Source organism: Gemmatimonadota bacterium, assembly GCA_016704275.1.
Taxonomy (GTDB): Bacteria; Gemmatimonadota; Gemmatimonadetes; order Gemmatimonadales; family GWC2-71-9; genus Palsa-1233.
In genome coordinates this window covers 84,517-102,978 of the sequence record JADJAK010000008.1, presented here as the reverse complement: position 1 = coordinate 102,978, position 18,462 = coordinate 84,517, and the positions used below count along the sequence as shown (strand labels likewise).

Below are 18,462 nucleotides of genomic sequence, written 5' to 3'. Positions count from 1 at the left end.
GATGACCACCACTTTCGAGGCACCCATGATGAAGTCCGCCGTGGCGCTGGCGTTGCTGGTGGCCGCGCCCGCGCTGTCGGGCCAGGCGCCGCGCGCCGCGGCCCCCGCGACGCTGATCCGCAACGCCACCGTCCTCACGGTGACCAAGGGGACGCTCGCCGGCACCGACGTGCTGCTGCAGAACGGCAAGATCGCGCAGATCGGGAAGAACCTGACGGCACCAGCCGGCGCGACGACGATCGACGGCACGGGGAAGTTCCTGATGCCGGGGATCATCGATCCGCATTCGCACATGATGAGCGACGCGACGAACGAGGGCTCGCTCTCGGTGACGTCGATGGTGCGGATGCACGACGCGCTCAACCCGACGGCGCCGAACATCTACCGCGCGCTCGCCGGCGGCACCACGATGCTCAACATCCTCCACGGCTCGGCGAACACCATCGGCGGGCAGAACGCCGTCGTGAAGCTCAAGTGGGGGCGCACGGCGCAGGAGATGCTCGTGCCGGGCGCGATGCCGGGGATCAAGTTCGCCCTCGGCGAGAACGTGACCCGGAAGAACAGCCAGACGGTGATCGTGCAGGGGCAGCCCGCGGCCCCGCGCCGCTATCCGACGACGCGCATGGGCCAGGAAGTGATCCTGCGCGACGCCTTCACCCGGGCGCGGGACTACCAGGCGGCGTGGGCAGACTATCGGGCGCGGCTCGCGAAGAAGGAGGCGGGGCTGATCGCGCCGCGCCGCGACCTGGAGCTCGAGCCGCTGGTCGAGGTGCTCGAGGGGAAGCGGTGGGTCCACGCGCACTCGTATCGCGCCGACGAGATGCTGATGCTGCTCAACCTCGCCGATGACTTCGGCTTCAAGATCAAGACGCTGCAGCACGGCCTCGAGGGCTACAAGATCGCCTCGGAGATTGCCAAGCACGGCGCCGGGCTCTCGACGTTCGCCGACAGCTGGGGCTACAAGATCGAGGCGTACGATGCGATTCCCTACAACGTCGCGATCCTGGTGCGCCATGGCGTGCTGACGACGATCAATTCCGACGACGACGGCCGGGCACGCCGCCTGAACATCGACGCCGCGAAGATGGTGCGCTACGGCGCGCTGACCGAGGACGAGGCGCTGCGCATCATCACCTACAACGGCGCGGTGCAGCTCGGCCTCGAGAACCGGGTCGGCTCGATCGAGGTGGGGAAGGAAGCCGACGTGGTGCTGTGGAATGCGCACCCGCTGAGCGTCTATGCCTCGCCGGACTACACCTTCATCGACGGTGAGCTCTTCTTCTCGAAGGCGATGGACGCCGAGCAGCGCGCGGCGCGCCTTGCCGAGCGCACCGAACTCGAGAAGGCCGAACCCAATCAGGCCCCGAGCGGCCGCGGCGGCGCCGGTGGCCGCGGTGGTGCCGGGACTCCCCCCGCCATGCCCTCGAAGGAGAACCGCTGATGCGCGGCCTCATCCGTTCTGCCACGACGAGCGCGGTCGTCGCGCTGCTCGCGGCCTCGCCGCTCACGGCCCAGCTGGGCTCCTTCAATCCGCGTCCCGGCCCGCAGGGAACGTTCGCCATTCGCAATGCGCGGATCGTCCCGGTCAGCGGTCCCGAGATCGCGAACGGCACGCTGGTGATCAGCGGCGGCAAGATCACGGCGGTCGGCGCCAACGCGGTGATTCCCGCCGGCGCGCAGATCATCGACGGCACCGGCCTCTCGGTCTATCCGGGAATGATGGACGCCGCCAACGAGATCGGCCTCTCGGAGATTCCGCAGGGCGCCAATGCCACGATGGATGCCAGCGAGGTCGGGTCGTTCAACCCGCAGGCGCGGGCGATCAACGGCTTCAACCCGCACAGTGCCGTCATCGGCGTGACGCGCGTGGTGGGGATCACGCACATCCTGTCGCGGCCGAGCGGCGGCGTGATCGCCGGTGCCGCGGCGCTGATGAATCTGGCCGGTGACACCCCGCCGTCGATGGCGGTGGTGCCGCAGGCGGCGATGGTGCTCACGCTGCCCGGTGGTGGCGGCGGGCGGGGCGGCGGCGGGGGCGGTGGATTCGGTGGCGGCGGCGGTGGTGGCGGCGCGGCGACGGCGCAGCGCGACTCGCTCAAGCAGTTGCTCGACGACGCGCGCGCCTACGGCAAGGCGATTGCCGCAGCGAACGCCGACAAGGCGCTCCCGCGGCCGACCCACGACCTGACGCTCGAGGCCCTGGGGCCGGTGGTGAACGGCACGATGCCGGTGCTGATCGCCGGCACCAGCGCCGCGAACATCCGCGACATCATCGCCTTCGCCGACTCGCAGAAGATCCGGCCGATCATCCTCGGCGGCCGCGATGCGCTGCAGGTGTCGGCGCTGCTCAAGGAGAAGAACGTCCCGGTGCTGCTGACCGGGGTGCGCGCCCTGCCGGGTCGCGAGGACGATCCGTACGACGTCAACTACACGCTGCCCGCCAAGCTCGTGGCGGCGGGGGTGCGCTTCGCGATCACCTCCGGCGAAGAGACGCCCGACACGCGCGACCTCCCCTACGTGGCGGGTGTCGCGGCCGCCTTCGGCCTCAGCCATGAGGATGCGCTCAAGAGCGTCACCCTCTGGCCGGCCGAGATCTATGGTGTGGGCGACAAGCTGGGGTCGCTCGAGGTCGGCAAGATCGCCAACGTCGTGGTCACCACGGGCGACATGCTCGAGGCGCGCACCGAGACGAAGTATCTCTTCATCGACGGGCGGATGGTGCCGTTGGACACCAAGCACACGCAGCTGTACGAGATGTTCAAGGGGAGGCCGTAACCGCGAGTGACCCGTGACCCGTGACCAGTGACACCAGTCACAGGTCACCGGTTACAGGTCACAGGTAAATCTCGCTTCCCTTGGCCCGGAACTCCGCCGACTTCTCGGCCATGCCGGCCTTGGCGGCGTCGCGGATGTCCTGCGAGATCCGCATCGAGCAGAACTTCGGGCCGCACATCGAGCAGAAGTGGGCCACCTTGGCGCCTTCGGCCGGCAGCGTCTCGTCGTGATAGGCGAGCGCGGTCTGCGGGTCGAGGGCGAGGTGGAACTGGTCGCGCCAGCGGAATTCGAAGCGCGCCTTGCTGAGGGCATCGTCGCGGCGCTGCGCGCTGGGATGGCCCTTGGCGAGGTCGGCCGCGTGCGCCGCGATCTTGTAGGTGATCACGCCGGTCTTCACGTCGTCGCGGTTCGGGAGGCCGAGGTGCTCCTTCGGCGTCACGTAGCAGAGCATCGCGGTGCCGTACCAGCCGATCATCGCGGCGCCGATGGCGCTGGTGATGTGGTCGTAGCCCGGCGCGATATCGGTGGTGAGCGGCCCGAGCGTGTAGAACGGCGCCTCGCCGCACCACTCGAGCTGCTTCTCCATGTTTTCCTTGATGAGGTGCATCGGCACATGGCCGGGCCCCTCGTTCATCACCTGCACGTCGTACTCCCACGCGATCTTGGTCAGCTCGCCCTGCGTCTTCAGCTCGGCGAACTGCGCCTCGTCGTTGGCGTCGGCGATCGAGCCGGGGCGGAGGCCGTCACCCAGCGAGAACGAGACGTCGTACGCCTGCATGATCTCGCAGATCTCGCGGAAGCGGGTGTAGAGGAACGACTCCTGATGGTGCGCCAGGCACCACTTCGCGATGATGCTGCCACCGCGCGAGACGATGCCGGTCATGCGGTTGGCGGTCATCGGGATGTAGCGGAGCAGCACACCGGCGTGCACGGTGAAGTAGTCGACGCCCTGCTCGGCCTGCTCGATCAAGGTGTCGCGGTAGACCTCCCAGGTGAGGTCCTCGGCAATGCCGCCGACCTTCTCGAGCGCCTGATAGATCGGCACCGTCCCGATCGGGACCGGCGAATTGCGGAGAATCCACTGCCGCGTCTCGTGGATGTCCTTGCCGGTCGAGAGGTCCATCACCGTGTCGGCGCCCCACAGCGTCGACCAGCGGAGCTTCTCGACCTCTTCCTCGATGGAGGAGACGACGGCGGAGTTGCCGATGTTGGCGTTGATCTTCACGTGGAAGCCGCGGCCGATGATCATCGGCTCGACTTCGGGGTGATTGATGTTGGCCGGGATGATGGCGCGGCCGCGGGCGACCTCGCTGCGCACGAACTCCGCCGGCAGGCCTTCGCGGAGGGCGACGAACTCCATCTCGGGGGTGATCTCCCCCTTCCGCGCGTAGTGCAGCTGGGTCACCGGCCCGGTGCCGCGGACGACGGTGCGGCGGAGTCCCTCCGGCATCGCGACGCCGAGGGCCTGATCGCGCTCGGGGCGGAGCTCGACGGTGCGGGCGCGGATCCACGAGTCGCGGATCGGCGGCAATCCCTGGCGGACATCGACGCCCTGGGGCCCCGAGGTGTCGTAGACCCGAAGCGGCGGATTCGGGGTGCCGTCGGGGGAGTCGGCGAGGGTGATCTCGCGGACCGGGACGCGCACGCCGTCGGGACCGAGGAGATGGACCTTTTCGGAGCAGGGGAAGGCGTCGGCGAACGACGAGCCTGGGATCAGGGCAGTGGCCATCGGGGTGGACCTCGTGCGGGGTCGCCTTCCTCCGCCGGTATGAGCCGGGTCAGGTTCAAAGGGTGCCTCTCAATCCCGTGCCGGACGTGGCGCGGGATGCCCCTGGCGACGGGGCAAAGATAAGGGCTGGGCCGCCCTCTGGCGCACCCGGGACCCCGCCCCAATTGACCCCCCCCCCCCCCCCCCCCCCCCCGCGCCCCGGGCCCCGGCCCCGCCCCCGCCCCCCCTGCCCGCCCGGGGACAGTCCCGTCCCCATTTCCTCCGTTCCACTGGAGGTACCATGCGTCGAAGTGTTTTCTCAGCTGCCTTGCTCCTGACCGGCTTCGCTCTCGCCACCGCGCCGCTTTCTGCCCAGGGCTTCGTCGGCGCCGGCCTGAGCATGCCTTCGGGTGAGTATGGCGACTACGCCAAGAGTGGCTGGGTTGTGAACGCCGGATTCCGTCCGTACCAGTCCGCCGACAAGCGGATGTCGATCTGGGCCGAGGGGCTGTACGGCTCGAACAAGCACGATGGTGCGGGTGACGACAAGACCAACCTCTTTGGCGGCTTCGGCTCGGTCACCTACAACCTGACGGCCGAGGCGAGTGCGGTACCGTACGTGATCGGCTCGGCGGGCTATCTCGTCCACTCCTACAAGTCCGGCATCAACAGCAGCTTCGACGACTCGGCCGGCGGCTTCGGCTTCGGCGGCGGCGCGGGGGTCGGCATCAAGAAGCTGTACCTGGAGGCGCGGTATCTCACGGCGAAGATCGATGGCGGGACGACGGCGTTCATCATGTTCACCGCGGGGATCACGTTCTAGACGGCGAACAGCGAACGGTCGCGGGTGACCAGTGACCAGTGACCAGTGATCCGTAGCCCGTGGCCGATGTTGGTCACGGGTTACTGGTTACTGGTTACTGGTTACTCGTTTCTCTTCCACTAGCTTTCAGCACCTGCCGCCCCGGAGCTCCTGCCGTGCTGCACCTCGCGTTGACGCTGTCGCTCGTCCTGCCTCAGCAGTCGGCCGAAGGACTCCGTCAGTTCATTCCGCCGGTGCCGACGCCGGCGTCGTTCATTTCCGATCCGCGCCGCGTGCTCACCGATTCGGCCCATGCTGCGCTCGATGCGCGGATCCGCGCCTTGCAGGCGGGCGGGTTCGGCGACATCGCCGTGGCCATCGTCCCCGACATCGGCGACTACACCCCCAACGACATCGCCGTCGCGATCTACCGGGACTGGAAGGTCGGGAGTGTTGCGCCGATCGGCTCGGTCCGGCGCGACGTCGGAGTGTTGATCCTGATCGTGCCGAAGGAGCTGGCGCCGAACAAGCGGGGCCAGTGTTACATCGCGCCCGGCACTGGCGCCGAGGGGATCGTGACCGATGCGGCGAGCGGGACGATCTGTCGCGACGCGATCATTCCGCTGCTGAAGACGCGCGACTATGCCGGTGCCCTCGCGGCGGGGATCGAGGCGATCGCCGCGCGGCTGACGAACGATGCGGGGTTGGCCGACACGAGCAGCGCCCAGCGCGTGGTCGGGCCGATGCCACCTGTGGGCTGGTTTCGGTGGTGGTACATCCCTGGCGGCCTCGCCGCGGTGGTGGCGTGGATCGTGGCGGCGATCGGGATGCGGCGTCGACGCCCGCGGAATTGCCCGCGATGCGGTCGTCGGATGCATCGCCTCGGTGAATCGGATGACGACGCCTTCCTCGCGCAGGGTCAGGTCGTGGAGGAGCGGATCAAGAGCGTCGACTACGACGTCTGGGAATGCGATTGCGGCGAGCACCTCGTGCTGCCGTACAAGGCGCTCTTCACCAGTTACACCGCGTGCAAGCAGTGTCAGCGTCGGACGGCCAAGGCGAAGCGGACGGTGCTGGAGCATGCGACGACACTGTCGACGGGTCGGGCGCGCGATGCGTACCGCTGCAAGGCGTGCGAGGCGACGTGGGAGGTGCTGGTCACCCTGCCGATCATCGTTGCCTCGAGCAGTGGGTCGGGCGGCGGCGGTGGTGGTGGCGGCGGCGGTTCGTCGTTCGGCGGGTCGGGGTCGAGCAGCGGGGCTGGGGGCGGCGGCAGCTACTGATGATCATCCTCGACGGCATCGGGCAACGGCTGGCGCGCTACCTCACCGCGCCACGGCACGACCGCGTGCACGCCACCACGGCGTCGCCCGGCGCGCTCGCCCTGACGATCCGCCCGGGCGATGTGCTGCTGGTCGAGGGGAGCTCGCGCATTGCCGCCGCGATCAAGTACACGACACAGTCGACCTGGTCGCACGCCGCCCTCTGCGTGGCCGCCCCGGCGCAGGGGGTCACGACCGCTCAGGAGCCGTCGGTCCTGCTCGAAGCAGATGTGGTGGATGGCGTGCACCTGGTGCCCCTGGCGAAGTATGCCGCCCTGCACACCCGCATCTGCCGACCGGTCGGGCTGACCGTCGAGGAGATTCGTCGCGTGCTGGACTTTGCGCTCGCCCACGTGGGCCATCGCTACGATGTGAAGCACATCCTCGATCTGGCGCGATTCCTCTGGCCCACGCCCCCCGTGCCGATCCGCTATCGTCGTCGCCTGCTGGCGCTTGGCAGCGGCGATCCGACGCGCGCCATCTGTTCCGCGCTGATCGCCGAGGCGTTCCACGGTGTCGGCTATCCGGTGCTGCCGACGGCGCGGCTGTTGCCGCCCCGCGACCCGGCGGCTGCGGCGGATTACCGCGAGGCGCTCCACATCCGGCACCACTCGCTCTTCACGCCTCGGGACTTCGATGTCTCGCCCTACTTCGAGATCGTCAAGCCCACACTGGCGCAGGGGTTCGATCCGCACCGGCTGCAGTTGATCACCGATCCACCCGGGATGGAGTGAGGGAGCTACTTTTCGGCGTCGTCCCCACTTCCTCACGCGAGGTCTCCCCTGATGTTGCGCACCCTCCGGCTTCCGGCGCTGCTGCTCGCCGCCGTGACGGCCTGTTCCTCCACTGACTCCCCGATTCGGGATGCCCAAGTGATCGAAACCACGACCTTCGCCCCTGCGCTCGGTGTCAATCTCGGCGCGTCCACCAAGCTCGCCAGCGGGATGTACATCCGCGACATCACCGTCGGCACCGGCGCCGATGTGGTTGCCGGCCAGAACGTCTCGATGCGGTACACGGGCACGTTCAACAATGGCACGCAGTTCGATGCCAACACGAGCGGGACGCCGTTCTCGTTCCGCCTTGGTGCGGGGCAGGTGATCGCGGGATGGGATCAGGGGATTGTCGGCATGAAGGTCGGCGGCGTGCGCCAGCTGATCATTCCGTCCGCGCTCGGCTATGGCCGGTCGGATTATGGACCGATTCCCGGCGGATCGATCCTGGTGTTCACGGTGACGGTCGTCTCGGTCCCGTGACCGCATGAACCCGGCGCTGCAGGTCTTCCTCGCCTTCGTCGTCGGACTCGGCGCCGGCATCGTTTTGCCGAGCGAGGGAGCCCTGCACGCCGTGGAGCCGTTGGGTACGCTCTGGATCAACGCGTTGCGGATGCCGATCCTGCCGCTGATCGTGATGCTGACGATCGCGGGGATCGCCAAGGCCCGGGACACCCGTGAAGCCGGCGTGCTCACGGGACGCGCCGTCCTCACCTTCCTGTTGTTGCTGGTCACCTTCACGGCGATCATGACGGCGCTCGCCCCGCTGCTGCTGGCGGGGCTGCCGCTCGATCCGGCGGCGACGGCGGCGCTGCGTGCCTCGGCCAGCGCCGACGCGGTGACGGCCGGCGCGCAGCTGACGGTCTCGGGGTGGCTACTCTCCCTGGTGCCCACGAATCCGATCAAGGCGGCGGCCGATGGCGCCCTGTTGCCGTTGGTGGTCTTCGCGCTGTTGTACGGGCTCGCGCTGACGCGGCTCCCGGAGGATGTCCGGCGTCGGCAGGGAGATGGCGCGCAGGGGATTGCCGACGTGCTGATCGTGATCATCCGCTGGGTGCTGCTGGTGGCCCCGATCGGCGTCTTCGCGCTCGCGTACGGCCTGGGTGCCAAGGTGGGTGCGCCGGCCGCCGCCGCCGTCGCGCGCTACCTGGTGGTCACCTCGCTCGCGATCTGCGTGGGGGGCGTGGTGCTCACGGCGATGACGCTGGCGATCGGACGGGTGGCGCCGAAGGCGTTTGGCGCGGCGCTCGGCCCGGCGCTGGTCATCGCCTTCTCCTCCCGCTCCTCGCTGGCGGCGCTGCCAGTGCTGATCACCGGCGTTCGTCAGCACCTGCGACTCCCCGAGCCGGTGATCGGCGTGGTGATGCCGCTGGCGGCGTCGCTCTTCAAGTTCAACGCGGCGATCACCTGGGCCCTCGGCGCGGTCTTCGTGGGCGCACTGTACGGGGTTGAGTTGCACGCCGCGCAGTTGGTGACCTTCGGCGTGGGGACGGTGCTGCTCTCGCTCACCACGCCCGGCATTCCGAGTGGCGGCTTCCTGGTGCAGGCGCCGCTCTACCTCGCGGTGGGATTGCCGGTGGAGGGGTTGGGCATCCTGATCGCGATCGACCTGATCCCCGACTTGTTCAAGACCGCGATCAACGTGACGGGCTATGCGAGTGCGGCGGTGATCGTGGCGCGCGGGGGGGAGGGGGCGTGAAATCGTCCCTGGGAATGCTCGCGCTAACTCACACCCTCACGATCGCGGTGGCGATGATCGTGCTCGCGCGCGGGCTTCGAGGACTGCGGAGTCCGCGGATCTGGGGCATGCTCCTCGCCATCGCCCTGGGGGGCATCTTGATGCTCAAGTACGGGCAGTCCTGGTGGCCGGGAAGGTCCGGCAAGTGTCCCTGACGACAACGAATGCGTCGCTGTTCCTCCTTGGGGCCACTCTGTCCATCGGCGGGGCCGTGATTGGTCTGGGCTCGGTTTTCAGGCGATTTCGGGCCCTGCACATGGCGATGGACCGGCTTGACGGCTATCTGCAGGGCTCCGCGCCGCTGCCATTCCCGGAGCACGATGCAACGGCGCGTCGTGATCTGGGCACGGTGGCGAGACTCCTGGCCGATCCAGTGCAGTCACATCGGTACCCACCCGAGGTGCATCATCGCGTGGCTGCGCTCGCCGCGCGTCCGTTGCCGGCGCCGAGGGGATAGACCGCCATGCGATGCGGCGCGCTGCTCCTGCTGATGCTCAGCGCCATGCCGCAGGGAAGCACCGCGCAAGTCGCGCCAGTCCCGGCGCCGGCGAAGCCCGCCACCGACACGGCGATCGCCACGTGGAGCACGCGCGGCCTCACGATCCGCTTTCCCCGTTCGGTCTCTCCCGACTCGATCACCTACGACACCCGCGTCGCGGACGCCTTCTCCGGCTTCGAGTGGCGCGTCATCCTGATCACCGACCAGCGCCCCTACATGGCCGCGTTGGTGATCACGCCGAGCGATTCGCTCACGCTGCAGCACGTGCCGACGATCGCGGAGGCGTACCGTGTCGGCGACCTGCGCAGTTGCGATCGCACCACCGGCAACCTCGTGTTGCGCTGCAACCGGCTGGCGCAGGGGTTGGTGCGCGACGTGGATGGGCGGCTTGAGATCGCGATCGTCGACACGCGGTGGCTGCAGGCGCTGATGACGTCGCGGACGGTGCGCGTCCACCTGCTGGTGAAGGTGGCGAAGGAGACGGTGTGGGAGGAGGAGCGGGTGGTGACGTGGAGTGGCGCCGCGAGGCCGTAGGGGCGACGGTAGGGGCGACGCATGCGTCGCCCGTCCATGTGATGGGTAGGAGATCGTAGGGGCGACGCATGCGTCGCCCTTACACACGCATGGAACCGTGTGGGCCGGGGAGATCGGTGGCGGTTGACAATATTCCTATATGAGCATATAGTAGAGGTATGACCAAGCGACTTCTGCTCCCCATGCTCCTCCTGGTCGGCGCTGGCCCCCTGTCGGGGCAGGCGCTGACGCTCAGCGAGGCCCTGCGGCGTGCCGATTCCGCCGCCTTTCCGAACCGAATGGCCCGTGCCGCCTCGGCGGCCGCGTCGGCCCGAGCCGCTGGTGCCGACCAGGGCGTCCTGCCCGGCCTTCGGGCCGAGCTCGGCGCCGTGCGGACCTCCGACCCGCTCGGCGCCTTCGGCTTCCTCCTCCGGCAGCGCGGCGTCACGCCAGAGGCGTTTGACCCCGCGGGGCTGAACCGGCCCACGCCGCGCACCGACATCGGGGCGGCGATGGTGGCGGAGGTCCCGCTGCTCAACCTCGATGCCTGGGCCGGACGCCGGGCGGCCCGCGCCGCGGCCGACGCGGAATCGGCGCGCGAACAGTGGTCCGCGACCGGCGTCGAGCTCGAGGTCATTCGCAGCTACTTCGGCGCGGTCCTGGCGCGAGAGCAGGCGCGAGTCCTCGCCGCTGCGGACCTTGCCGGGCAGGCGCACGTCCGCCGCGCCGAGAACGCCTTGGCCAATGGCCTGGTGACCAGGTCGGATCTGCTCCTGGCGCAGGTGCGGCTCGGCGACATCGCCACCCAACGGCTGCGGGCCGACGCTGATGCGATGCTGGCGCGGCAACAGCTCGCGCTGGTGCTCGGCACGCCCAATGACACCGCCGGCGCGCTGCCCTCCCGGATTCCCGGGTTGGCCACCCGAGAGATCGCCGGATCGGGAACACGGGCCGACCTGAGCGCCATTGCGGCGATGGTGAACGCCGCCTCCCAGGAAGCGGATCGGCGGAGCCTCGCGCTCCTGCCGCGCGTGAACGGCTTCGGGCGATACGAGTGGCACGACGCCTCGTCGCCGCTGGCCGGCAAGCCGATGTGGACCGTCGGCGTGATGGCGACCTGGGCGCCGTTCAGCGGGGGCGCCGAACTGGCGGCTCGCCGCGAAGCCCGAGCCAACGCGACGGCCGCGCGGGCCGGGTTGGCGGCTGCGCAGGGTGCGGCCGCGCTGGAGCTCGCCTCGGCGGAAAGCGGCGTGCGCGTCGCCGAGCAGGCCTTGGCCATCGCGACGCGCGGGACGGCGCAGGCGGCCGAGGCGCACCGGATCGTGGTCCGCAAGTACGACGGCGGGCTGGCCACGGTGGCGGAGCTGCTCGATGCCCAGGCAACAGACCTCGGCGCGCAGCTAGGCGAAGCCAAGGCACGTCATGACCTGATTGTGGCGATCGCCACGGTCGCGCGACTGCGCGGCAGCGATCTCAGCTTGTTGGCGCAGGCGCTCGACGCGTCGGCCACGAACCCGGAGTGACACCCATGCGCGGATATTGGATGATCGGCCTTCCCCTCGTGCTGGCGGCCTGCGGCGGCGACGCCTCACCGGCCAAGCCCGCGACGCCCGCCACTGGCGGCACCGCGGTGGCCGTCGTCGACACGATGATTGTCGGCACGACGGAGGCGACCGGGCTTGCGTCGCCGATGGAGAGCAGCACCCTCTCGACCCGCTTGATGGCGAGCGTCGTGGACGTGATGGTGCTCGAAGGGGCGAAGGTCCAGCAGGGGCAGGTGCTGGTCCGATTGGACCTTCGGGACCTTGCCGCGAAGCGTCAGCAGGCGCAGGCCGGGCTGGCCGACGTCGAGGCCCAGCGGCAACTCGCCCTGGTGAGCGCCACGCGCCTGCGCGCCATGTATGCCGACAGCGCCGCGCCGAAGGCGTCACTCGACGCCGCCGAAGCGGGACTGGCACGAGCCGAGGCGGGCGTTCGGGCCGCGAAGGCGGCTTTGGCAGAACTCGATGCCGTGGCGTCCTACGGTGAGATCCGCGCGCCGTTCGCCGGCGTCGTGTCGCGGCGATTCGTCGATCCGGGCGCCTTCGTGGCTCCCGGGGCACCGATGCTGACGGTCGATCGACTCGGCGACCTCCGGATCTCGGTGACGGTGCCGGTTGCTGGAGTGGCCGGGCTGACTACCGGCCGCACGGTGATCGCGGTGATCGAGGGCGACACCGCGACGGCGAAGATCGAGGGAGTCGCGCGCGAGAGCGGCGGCACCTATGCGGTCAACGCGGTGGTGCGCAACGCCGACGGGCGCTTCCGTGGGGGCAGCTCGGCGGCGCTGCGGCTTCCAGGTACCGAACGGCGCGCGCTGTTGATTCCGACCGCTGCGCTCCGGCAGGAAGGTGATCTGCATTCGGTGCTCCGCCGCACGGCGCAGGGCGACCTGATGACGGTGGTGCGGGTCGGGAGCGTCATCGGTGATCGGACCGAGGTGCTCGGCGGACTCACGGCGGCAGACAGCGTCGTGGTGCCTGCCGTCGCCGGGAGGCCGTGATGGGCATCGCCGGCAAGATTGCCGCGTCGTGGCTGCACTCGAAGCTCACCCCGTTGGTGACGATCGCGTCGCTGGCGGTGGGTGCGCTGGCGATCGTCGCCACACCGCGCGAGGAAGAGCCGCAGATCTCGGTCCCGATGATCGACGTGATGGCGCAGCTCCCTGGTGCCGGACCGAATGAGGTCGAGCAGACCATCCTTCGGCCGATCGAGCGCCGGATGCGCGAGATCGCCGGCGTGGAGCACGTCTATGGCGTGGCCGGCGACGGCTGGGCGATGGCGACCGTCCGCTTTGCGGTGGGCGAGCCGCAGGACCTGAGCGTCGCCAAGGTGCACGCCAAGTTGATGGCCGCGATGGGCGACATGCCGCCCGGGGCGTCGCCGCCGCTGGTGACCCCCCACTCGATCGATGACGTCCCGATCCTGGCGCTGACGCTGCACGGCGGTGGGCTCGATGCCGAGGGATTGCGTCAGATCGCCGTCCATCTCGAGGACGAACTGCGCACGCTCCCCGACGTGGCCAGGACCTTCACGGTGGGTGGGTCGCCGCGCCAGTTGCGGGTGACGCTCGATCCGGCGCGACTCGCTGCGGCTGGTGTGTCGCCGGGCGAGGTGGTGCAGGCGCTACGCGGCGCGACGGCGCGGATGCAGGCGGGTGAACTGACGACGTCGCAGGGTGTCCTGCTGGTGGAGGTCGGCGCGCCCATCACCACGGCGGCCGAGGCGGCGCAGGTGATTGTGGCGTCACGCCAGGGTCGCCCGATTCCGCTTGGCGCGGTCGCGACGGTGAGTGAGGGACCAGCTGAGGCGACGCGGCAGGTGTCGTATGCCGACTCGCTCGGGACGGCGCCGGCAGTGACGATCGCGTTGGCCAAGCGCCCCGGTGCCAATGCCACAGCGGTGACGCACGCCGCGCTCGCGCGGGTCGAGGCGGCCAAGGGGCGGATCATCCCGGCGAACGTCGCCGTGGTGGTGACCCGCGACTACGGCGAGACCGCTGGCGAAAAGGCCTCGGAGCTGATCCTCCACCTGGTCCTCGCCACGCTGTCGGTGACGGTGCTGATCGGCTTCTTCCTCGGATGGCGCGAGGCGCTGGTCGTGCTGGTGGCCGTTCCGGTCACGCTCGCCCTGACGCTCTTCGTCTACTACCTGCTCGGCTACACGCTGAACCGGATCACGCTCTTCGCGCTGATCTTCTCGATCGGCATCCTGGTCGACGATGCGATCGTGGTGGTCGAGAACATCTACCGGCACCTTGCGATGGGCGGGAAGGACGCCGACGTGGCCGCCATCGAGGGGGTCGACGAGGTCGGCAATCCGACGATCCTGGCGACCTTCACGGTGATCGCGGCGATCCTGCCGATGGCCTTCGTGTCGGGGATGATGGGGCCGTACATGCGGCCGATTCCGATCGGCGCCTCGGCGGCGATGCTCGCCTCGCTCGGCGTGGCGTTCGTCATCACGCCGTGGCTGGCGATCCGGTTGCTCAAGGGGCATGTGAAGCCGAGTGGTCATGCCGAGGCCGAGTCGGCGGCGATCGCCAACGGGCGCTACTCGCGACTCATGCGCGGCTTGATCGAGAACCGGTCGCGTCGACGGCTGGTCTATCTCGGCACCGTCGGCCTGTTGCTCGCCTCGATGGCGCTGCTGGCCGTGCGGCTGGTGCAGGTGAAGATGTTGCCGTTCGACAACAAGTCGGAGTTCCAGGTGGTCCTCGACTTCCCCGAGGGGACGCCGTTGGAGACCTCGACGGCCGCCGTCGACGAGATCGCGGCGGTCCTGCGCACGGTCCCCGAGGTGGTGAGCACCCAGACGTATGCCGGCACGGCCGCGCCGTTCAACTTCAACGGCCTGGTCCGGCACTACTTCCTGCGGCAGGGAACGCACGTGGCGGACGTGCAGGTCAACCTGCTGCCGAAGGGGGAACGCAGTCGGCAGAGTCACGAGATCGCGGTCGGGGTCCGTCCGCTGGTGGTGGAGATCGCCACCCGGTATGGCGCGCGCGCGAAGATCGCCGAGATCCCGCCGGGGCCGCCGGTGATGAGCACGCTGGTCGCCGAGGTGTATGGGCCGGATGACGCCACGCGGCTCGCCGCCGCCGAGCGCGTGCGGCAGGTGATGGAGGCGACGCCGGGCGTGGTGGATGTGGACTGGAGTGTCGAGGCGCCGCAGCACCGGCTCTCGTTGCGGGTCGACCGCGCGCGGGCTGGGGCCGCTGGTGTCGCCGTCGAGCAGATCACCTCCGTGCTGGCGCTTGGCCTCTCCGGGATGCCGGTCGGCCTGGCCTCGCAGCCGAGTGCGCGCGAGCCGGTGATGATCGTGCCGCGACTCGCCACGGCCGATCGGCAGGACCTCTCCGCGTTGCTCGCCCTGCCGGTGGCCACTCCGACGGGACCGCTGCCACTCGGCCGTTTCGTCACCGTCGATTCGCTCACGCGGACGTCGGCTCGGCAGTCGCGCAACCTGCGGCCGCTGATCTACATCACCGCGGACGTGGCCGACGTGGTGGAGTCGCCGGTCTACGCGATCCTCGCCATGAACGCGGCGCTCGATACCGTCCGCGTGAATGGTCAGGCGATCGCGCGGTACAATGCGGTCCAACCGGACCAGCTCGACGAGCTCGCGCTGAAGTGGGACGGCGAGTGGCAGGTGACCATCGAAGTGTTCCGCGACCTCGGGCTCGCCTTCGCGGTGGTGCTGCTGCTGATCTATCTGCTGGTGGTGGGGTGGTTCCAGTCGTACACGATCCCGCTGGTGATCATGGCGCCGATTCCGCTCACGCTCATCGGCATTCTCCCCGGGCATGCCATCACGGGCGCCTTCTTCACGGCGACGTCGATGATCGGGATGATCGCCCTGGCCGGCATCATCGTCCGGAACTCGATCCTGCTGGTGGACTTCATTCAGCTGGCGGAGGCGCGTGGCGAATCGCTGGAACGGGCGGTGATCGAGGCGGGCGCGGTGCGCTTCCGGCCGATCGCGCTGACCGCGGCCGCCGTGGTGATCGGCGGGATCGTGATGGTGCTCGATCCGATCTTCCAGGGGCTGGCCGTGGCGCTGATGTTCGGCGCGGTCGCCGCGACGGCGCTGACGATGGTGCTGGTGCCACTGCTGTACTGGGAATTGATGCGCCGCCGTGGGCGGCAGGAGTCGCAATCATGAAACTCGTGCTCTTCCTGTACCTCGGCCCCGATCCTCAGCGGTTGCACGCCCTGGTCGAGGGGCTCGGCCTCCCCGGTCACACCGACCTTGGCGAGGTGCACGGCGCCGGCCGCACCGGACGGCACGAAGGCACGCGGGCATTCCCAGGCGGCGGCTCCGCGATGTTCAGCGTCGTGGAGAGCGCCCAGGTGCCGGTGGTCATGGCTGCCGCCGCCGCCGCGTCGGCTGCACTGCCGCCAGGCGAACGGCTGCATGCCTTCGTGCTGCCGGTCGAACAAACACTCTGATCACCACCAGCCCCCGGAGGGGAGTCCTCATGTGTCCTGATGGCATCATCCGCCGCTTCGCCGGCCTGTTCGTCCTGCTCTCGTTGGCGCTCGCCCATTGGGTGAACCCGGCGTGGTACTACTTCACCGCGTTCGTCGGGGTGAATCTGGTGCAATCGAGCTTCACGGGATTCTGCCCGCTGGAGAAGATCCTGGGGGCGGCGGGGGTGTTGGGGTGCAAAAAGGCGTAGGGGCGACGCATGCGTCGCCCGTACGAAAGGGGAGATCCAGGCGCGTCGGTAAAGCGAGAAGCGTGGTCTGGCGGGAAGATCCCTCCGCTGGGCCACGCTTCTCGCTTCTCGCTTCTCGCTTCTCGCTTACTTCCCGACAATCGCCGCGTAGATCAACGCCCGAATCCGCTGGTGGTCATCGACGCCGCCGGTGTCGTTGAGGTTGGTCATGTACGTGACGACCATATCCTCTTGCGGGTCGACCCAGTAGGTCGAGTGGTAGGCGCCGCCCCAGCCGTATTCGCCGAGGGAGCCCGGCAGGCCGGAGGTGCCAAGGGTCTGCTTGATGGAGAAGCCGAGGCCGAAGCCGTCGCTGCCATAGAGGGTGCCGGCATGGTTGACGGTCATCAGCTTGACGGTGGTCGGCGAGAGGATTCGTGCGCCGTCCAGTTGGCCGCCGTTGAGGAGCATCTGCAGAAATCGGGCATAGTCGCCGGCCGTCGAGGTGATGCCGGCGCCGCCGGAGAAGGCGATCCGCGGCCCGTCGACGTACGCCCCCTGGCCGGTCATCGCGCCCGGCGTCGGCGAGGGCTCGAGCTTGCCGTTGACGGCGGTGTAGACGGTCGCGAAGCGGCCACGGTTGGCCGGGTCGACGTAGAAGGCGGTGCTGGTCATCCGGAGCGGCACGAACAGCCGTGCCTTGAGGAACTCGGCGAGAGTCTGCCCGGAGACGGCTTCGATCACGGCGCCGAGAATGTCGGTGTTGTAGCCGTAGACGAACGCCGCGCCGGGCTGCGCGTCCATCGGCAGCGCGGCCATGCGCTTCATGACGGCCGCGACGGTCTCGTTGCGGTCGGCGAAGTACCACCCCTGAATCCCCGCGGCCTTCCACTGATCGCTGGCGGGGCCGTAGCCGTAACCGATGCCGGCGGTGTGGGTGAGGAGGTCGCGGAGCCTGATCTGACGCTTGGCCGGCACCACGTCGTATCCGCCACCGCTCTTCGCGACCGCGACCGTCGTCTTTTCCCACTCCGGGAGGTAGCGGGAGAGCGGCTGATCGATCAGCAGCTTCCCTTCCTCCTGCAGCATCATGATGCCGACGCTCACCAGCGCCTTGGTCTGCGAGGCGATCCGGAAGATGCCATCGGCGCGCATGCTGTCCTTCGCCTCGCGGTCGCGCATTCCAAAGGCATGCTCGTAGACGACCTGGCCATGCCGCTGGACGCGCAGCACGCCGCCCGCGAGCTTGCCCTGCGCCACGTAGTCGTCGAGCAGGGTGGTGAGATTGCGGAGTCGGGCCCGCGAGGTGCCCTCGACCCTCTGGGCGGCTGGTGTCGTTTGCGCGACGAGTTGCGCCTGCAGCGGAGCCGCCACCAACGCGGCGAGCAGCAGCAGGCGGCTGGTGGCGGTGCGGAGCATCACTGCCCCCGGCTCGACGGCGGGACCATGCCATTCATCCGCAGGTAGGTGACGATGTTGCCGTAGTGCTCATCGTCGTGGGCCGCGTTGGTCACCAGTGCCCAGAGCTTGCTGCGCTTCTCGCCCCAGATGGTGATCTCCTGGTGGATCGCCGCGTCGGAGATGGCATACGCCTTGGCACAGTAGGCGGTCGAGGCCTTGAGTGCCGCGACCAGCGCCGCCTTGGTCGTCGCCGACTTCTCCACGGCGTCCTCCTTCGGCTGCGGATCGCCGAGGACGGCGGCGCAGATCATGTTCTGGGCTCCGGCGACATGGCCGATCAGTTCGCCGAACGTCCGCACCCCCGCCACCGGCCGGAAGGCGTACTTCGCCTCGGGCATTTCCTCGGCGGCCGTGGTGATGAAGCCGATGGTCGGCGTCCAGACGTCGCGGACCGTGCCGGCGACATGATTGCCGGACTGGGCGGCGAGTGGAGAGGCGGCGAGGAGGAGGAGGAGGGGGAGGCGCATGAGACGGGATTCCAAGGAAGGGAGGGGTGATGGATGATCGATGGTCGATGATCGATGGTCGATGGTCGATAACTGCTCATAAGGTGTGTCTCTGGGCCAGAAAGGGGAATCCCGAGGCCCTTGGGCGCCATCGATCATCGACCATCGATCATCGATCCTCGCTTCTCGCTCTTCCCATCCCGCCTCCTTCCCCGCACGTTTGACA

Annotated in this window: 17 protein-coding genes and 1 riboswitch; of the genes, 14 read left to right on the top strand and 3 right to left on the bottom strand. The window is 69.0% G+C overall.

Translation table 11 applies throughout. The features are described 5' to 3' along the window. Position 1: 1 nt before the first annotated feature. Together IPG05_14945 and IPG05_14940 are read left to right on the top strand one after the other, a co-directional pair. Positions 2–1,441: an amidohydrolase family protein gene (locus IPG05_14945; GenBank protein ID MBK6496371.1), complete on the top strand. Its 1,440-nt coding sequence runs from the start codon at positions 2–4 to the stop codon at positions 1,439–1,441. Next, complete coding sequence (locus tag IPG05_14940) at positions 1,441–2,775, top strand: amidohydrolase family protein (protein MBK6496370.1); 1,335 nt, start codon at positions 1,441–1,443, stop codon at positions 2,773–2,775. Before IPG05_14945 ends, IPG05_14940 begins: the two co-directional genes overlap by 1 nt. A 58-nt stretch (positions 2,776–2,833) precedes the next feature. Here the strand turns inward: IPG05_14940 and thiC are convergent, their stop codons facing one another. Next, on the bottom strand, positions 2,834–4,504 hold the full coding sequence (gene thiC / locus IPG05_14935) for a phosphomethylpyrimidine synthase ThiC (GenBank protein ID MBK6496369.1): 1,671 nt from the start codon (positions 4,502–4,504) through the stop codon (positions 2,834–2,836). Positions 4,505–4,513: 9 nt separating this feature from the next. Beyond that, positions 4,514–4,618: riboswitch (TPP riboswitch) on the bottom strand. Positions 4,619–4,784: 166 nt separating this feature from the next. On the opposite strand from thiC, the gene IPG05_14930 reads away from it, so the two are divergent. From IPG05_14930 to IPG05_14875, 12 genes are all read left to right on the top strand, one after another. Then, positions 4,785–5,306, top strand: coding sequence for an outer membrane beta-barrel protein (locus tag IPG05_14930; GenBank protein MBK6496368.1), 522 nt, complete (start codon positions 4,785–4,787; stop codon positions 5,304–5,306). 155 nt (positions 5,307–5,461) lie between these two features. Next, on the top strand, positions 5,462–6,568 hold the full coding sequence (locus tag IPG05_14925; protein ID MBK6496367.1) for a TPM domain-containing protein: 1,107 nt from the start codon (positions 5,462–5,464) through the stop codon (positions 6,566–6,568). Continuing rightward, a complete protein-coding gene (locus IPG05_14920) occupies positions 6,568–7,341 on the top strand; it encodes a lipo-like protein (GenBank protein ID MBK6496366.1) in 774 nt (257 codons plus the stop codon). Before IPG05_14925 ends, IPG05_14920 begins: the two co-directional genes overlap by 1 nt. 51 nt (positions 7,342–7,392) lie before the next feature. Further along, entirely contained in the window at positions 7,393–7,863 is a 471-nt protein-coding gene (locus tag IPG05_14915; GenBank protein MBK6496365.1) for an FKBP-type peptidyl-prolyl cis-trans isomerase, read from the top strand. Positions 7,864–7,867: 4 nt separating this feature from the next. Then, positions 7,868–9,079, top strand: a complete 1,212-nt coding sequence (locus tag IPG05_14910; GenBank protein ID MBK6496364.1) for a cation:dicarboxylase symporter family transporter — start codon at positions 7,868–7,870, stop codon at positions 9,077–9,079. Next, complete coding sequence (locus IPG05_14905; protein MBK6496363.1) at positions 9,076–9,273, top strand: hypothetical protein; 198 nt, start codon at positions 9,076–9,078, stop codon at positions 9,271–9,273. Before IPG05_14910 ends, IPG05_14905 begins: the two co-directional genes overlap by 4 nt. A gap of 308 nt (positions 9,274–9,581) precedes the next feature. Beyond that, positions 9,582–10,151: a hypothetical protein gene (locus IPG05_14900; GenBank protein ID MBK6496362.1), complete on the top strand. Its 570-nt coding sequence runs from the start codon at positions 9,582–9,584 to the stop codon at positions 10,149–10,151. Positions 10,152–10,309: 158 nt separating this feature from the next. After that, positions 10,310–11,653 carry a TolC family protein gene (locus IPG05_14895; protein ID MBK6496361.1) on the top strand — a complete coding sequence of 448 codons (1,344 nt, stop codon included), beginning with the start codon at positions 10,310–10,312 and terminating at the stop codon, positions 11,651–11,653. Between the two features lie 5 nt (positions 11,654–11,658). Next, entirely contained in the window at positions 11,659–12,672 is a 1,014-nt protein-coding gene (locus IPG05_14890) for an efflux RND transporter periplasmic adaptor subunit (protein ID MBK6496360.1), read from the top strand. Continuing rightward, positions 12,672–15,833: an efflux RND transporter permease subunit gene (locus IPG05_14885; protein MBK6496359.1), complete on the top strand. Its 3,162-nt coding sequence runs from the start codon at positions 12,672–12,674 to the stop codon at positions 15,831–15,833. The genes IPG05_14890 and IPG05_14885 overlap by 1 nt, the downstream gene beginning before the upstream one ends. Beyond that, a complete protein-coding gene (locus IPG05_14880) occupies positions 15,830–16,120 on the top strand; it encodes a hypothetical protein (GenBank protein ID MBK6496358.1) in 291 nt (96 codons plus the stop codon). The genes IPG05_14885 and IPG05_14880 overlap by 4 nt, the downstream gene beginning before the upstream one ends. A gap of 29 nt (positions 16,121–16,149) precedes the next feature. Further along, complete coding sequence (locus IPG05_14875) at positions 16,150–16,350, top strand: DUF2892 domain-containing protein (protein ID MBK6496357.1); 201 nt, start codon at positions 16,150–16,152, stop codon at positions 16,348–16,350. Positions 16,351–16,476: 126 nt separating this feature from the next. Here IPG05_14875 and IPG05_14870 read toward each other — a convergent pair whose 3' ends face one another. Together IPG05_14870 and IPG05_14865 are read right to left on the bottom strand one after the other, a co-directional pair. After that, positions 16,477–17,748 (bottom strand): beta-lactamase family protein, encoded by a 1,272-nt coding sequence (locus IPG05_14870; protein ID MBK6496356.1) that lies wholly within the window; start codon positions 17,746–17,748, stop codon positions 16,477–16,479. Beyond that, a complete protein-coding gene (locus tag IPG05_14865) occupies positions 17,748–18,257 on the bottom strand; it encodes a DinB family protein (protein ID MBK6496355.1) in 510 nt (169 codons plus the stop codon). The genes IPG05_14870 and IPG05_14865 overlap by 1 nt, the downstream gene beginning before the upstream one ends. Positions 18,258–18,462 lie beyond the last annotated feature (205 nt).

What these genes read in the sequence shown, in the direction of transcription:
- IPG05_14915 (MBK6496365.1), top strand. Translation starts at nt 7,393, where the DNA reads ATGTTGCGCACCCTCCGGCTTCCGGCGCTGCTGCTCGCCGCCGTGACG.
- IPG05_14890 (MBK6496360.1), top strand. Translation starts at nt 11,659, where the DNA reads ATGCGCGGATATTGGATGATCGGCCTTCCCCTCGTGCTGGCGGCCTGC.
- IPG05_14875 (MBK6496357.1), top strand. Translation starts at nt 16,150, where the DNA reads ATGTGTCCTGATGGCATCATCCGCCGCTTCGCCGGCCTGTTCGTCCTG.
- IPG05_14945 (MBK6496371.1), top strand. Translation starts at nt 2, where the DNA reads ATGACCACCACTTTCGAGGCACCCATGATGAAGTCCGCCGTGGCGCTG.
- IPG05_14885 (MBK6496359.1), top strand. Translation starts at nt 12,672, where the DNA reads ATGGGCATCGCCGGCAAGATTGCCGCGTCGTGGCTGCACTCGAAGCTC.
- IPG05_14940 (MBK6496370.1), top strand. Translation starts at nt 1,441, where the DNA reads ATGCGCGGCCTCATCCGTTCTGCCACGACGAGCGCGGTCGTCGCGCTG.
- IPG05_14920 (MBK6496366.1), top strand. Translation starts at nt 6,568, where the DNA reads ATGATCATCCTCGACGGCATCGGGCAACGGCTGGCGCGCTACCTCACC.
- IPG05_14880 (MBK6496358.1), top strand. Translation starts at nt 15,830, where the DNA reads ATGAAACTCGTGCTCTTCCTGTACCTCGGCCCCGATCCTCAGCGGTTG.
- IPG05_14910 (MBK6496364.1), top strand. Translation starts at nt 7,868, where the DNA reads ATGAACCCGGCGCTGCAGGTCTTCCTCGCCTTCGTCGTCGGACTCGGC.
- thiC (MBK6496369.1), bottom strand. Translation starts at nt 4,504, where the DNA reads ATGGCCACTGCCCTGATCCCAGGCTCGTCGTTCGCCGACGCCTTCCCC.
- IPG05_14865 (MBK6496355.1), bottom strand. Translation starts at nt 18,257, where the DNA reads ATGCGCCTCCCCCTCCTCCTCCTCCTCGCCGCCTCTCCACTCGCCGCC.
- IPG05_14930 (MBK6496368.1), top strand. Translation starts at nt 4,785, where the DNA reads ATGCGTCGAAGTGTTTTCTCAGCTGCCTTGCTCCTGACCGGCTTCGCT.
- IPG05_14870 (MBK6496356.1), bottom strand. Translation starts at nt 17,748, where the DNA reads ATGCTCCGCACCGCCACCAGCCGCCTGCTGCTGCTCGCCGCGTTGGTG.
- IPG05_14900 (MBK6496362.1), top strand. Translation starts at nt 9,582, where the DNA reads ATGCGATGCGGCGCGCTGCTCCTGCTGATGCTCAGCGCCATGCCGCAG.
- IPG05_14895 (MBK6496361.1), top strand. Translation starts at nt 10,310, where the DNA reads ATGACCAAGCGACTTCTGCTCCCCATGCTCCTCCTGGTCGGCGCTGGC.